The 1,730-nt window shown below is 62.3% G+C and carries 2 protein-coding genes; one reads left to right on the plus strand and one right to left on the minus strand.

Annotated features, from left to right (window positions below; all coding sequences use genetic code 11):
- Nucleotides 1-1,093: winged helix-turn-helix domain-containing protein (locus EN984_RS33500; RefSeq protein ID WP_164765873.1), on the minus strand; the 1,093-nt coding region annotated here is incomplete at its 3' end.
- Between the two features lie 329 nt (nt 1,094-1,422).
- Between EN984_RS33500 and ndhC the strand changes: the two genes are divergently transcribed.
- The coding region (gene ndhC, locus EN984_RS33505; RefSeq protein WP_127302221.1) for an NADH-quinone oxidoreductase subunit A at nt 1,423-1,730 on the plus strand (308 nt) is incomplete at its 3' end.

Below are 1,730 nucleotides of genomic sequence, written 5' to 3' on the forward strand. Positions count from 1 at the left end.
GTTCTGCAGCGGTTTCAGGTGACGCCTTGGGCTCGGCGTAGGCCGCATGGACCCGCAGCACGCTGGCCGGACGATCTGCCTTGAGGTCGACGCGTGCCACGATCCTGTCGCCGAGCAGGAACGGCAGGACATAGTAGCCGTATTGCCGCTTGTCGGCCGGCGTGTAGATCTCGATGCGGTAGTGGAAGTCGAACAGCCGCTCTGTGCGCGAGCGTTCGAAGACGACAGGATCGAACGGCGCCAGCAGGGCGCGGGCCTCGACTTTGCGCGGCAGGCGGGCATCCCGGTGAAGATAGGCCGGCTTGTCCCAGCCTTCGACGCGCATCGGCAGCAATTCGCCGGTTTCAACCAGTTCCTCCAACCGGCCTTTCATATCGGCCGGCGACAGGCGGAAATAATCGCGCAAATCGCCTGAAGTCGCCACGCCGTGGGCGCGGGCGGAAATGCGCAGCAATTCGCGGTGCGCGTCCTCAGGCGTGGGCACTGGGAGGTCGAGGACCGCCTGCGGCAGCACGCGCTCGGGCAGATCATAGAAGCGCTCGAACCCGCGACGGTGCGCCGTGGTGATGCGTCCGGCCCAGAACAGCCATTCGAAGGCATGCTTGGCGTGGCTCCAGCCCCACCAGCCGCCCGAGCCTTTCTGGCCTTCGAGCGCGGAAGCGGCAATCGGGCCGCGCTCGGCGACCTGGCGGTAAATCTCTTCGATATAGGCGGCGTGCTCGCGGCCCCATTTGGCGAGGCCCAGATACATTTCGTCGCCGCGCTCGGCGCGCTGCATGCGCCAGCGCATCAGCGGGTAGGTCTCGACCGGCAGGAAGGACGCCTCGTGCGCCCAGTATTCGAAAACCGTGCGCTTACGCGTCACGGCCGCGTTGTCGAGCAGCGAGAACGGGTAGGGACCAAGGCGCGAATAGAGCGGCATATAATGAGCGCGCACCACCGCGCTGACGGAATCGATCTGCAGCAGGCCGGTGCGGGAGAGGGTGCGGGCAAAATGCCGGCGGTCGGGCGTGCCGGTCGGGCGGGGATCGAGAAACCCCTGGGCGGCAAGCGCGATGCGACGGGCCGTGGGGAGCGAGATCTTTTCCTTCATGCAGGCATCACTTTGAAGTGTTTGACCGAGGGTCGAATGGCTGATTCCAACCCATGCTAGCAGGGTTTTGGCTGCATCCATGTCAGGAGAGAAAAGTGGAGTAAAAAGCGAAGGAAATCAAACAGGAGCGGATCGGACCAGTTTGCCGCGATATGCCGTCCAGGTCGGTGTTTTGAACAAGGTTTGACTTGCTTCGCTGGAAGTGCTGCGCTAACCCTCGCCGCGTTGCAGCATAGGCCCTTAAAACGGTTCAGCGGTTAAACTGTCACGCTTCCGCATTAGGGTCCGGTGCTGTAATCAAAGTGGATTGCGCCAACGGAAAGCCGAGCATGAACGCACTCTTGAGCTCATACCTGCCCATCGTCCTGTTCATAGGCGTGGCGCTGGTTGTCGGCCTGGCGCTGCTGGCCGCGCCCTTCCTGGTGGCCTACCGCAATCCCGATCCCGAAAAGCTTTCCGCCTACGAGTGCGGTTTCAACTCGTTCGACGACGCCCGCATGAAGTTCGACATCCGTTTCTACCTGGTGTCGATCCTGTTCATCATCTTCGACCTGGAAGTGGCCTTCCTGTTTCCGTGGGCGGTGTCGTTTTCGAAGATCGGCATGCTCGGTTTCTGGTCGATGATGGTGTTTTTGGC

It is taken from the genome of Mesorhizobium sp. M7A.F.Ca.CA.004.12.1.1 (assembly GCF_003997835.1).
Lineage (GTDB): Bacteria > Pseudomonadota > Alphaproteobacteria > Rhizobiales > Rhizobiaceae > Mesorhizobium.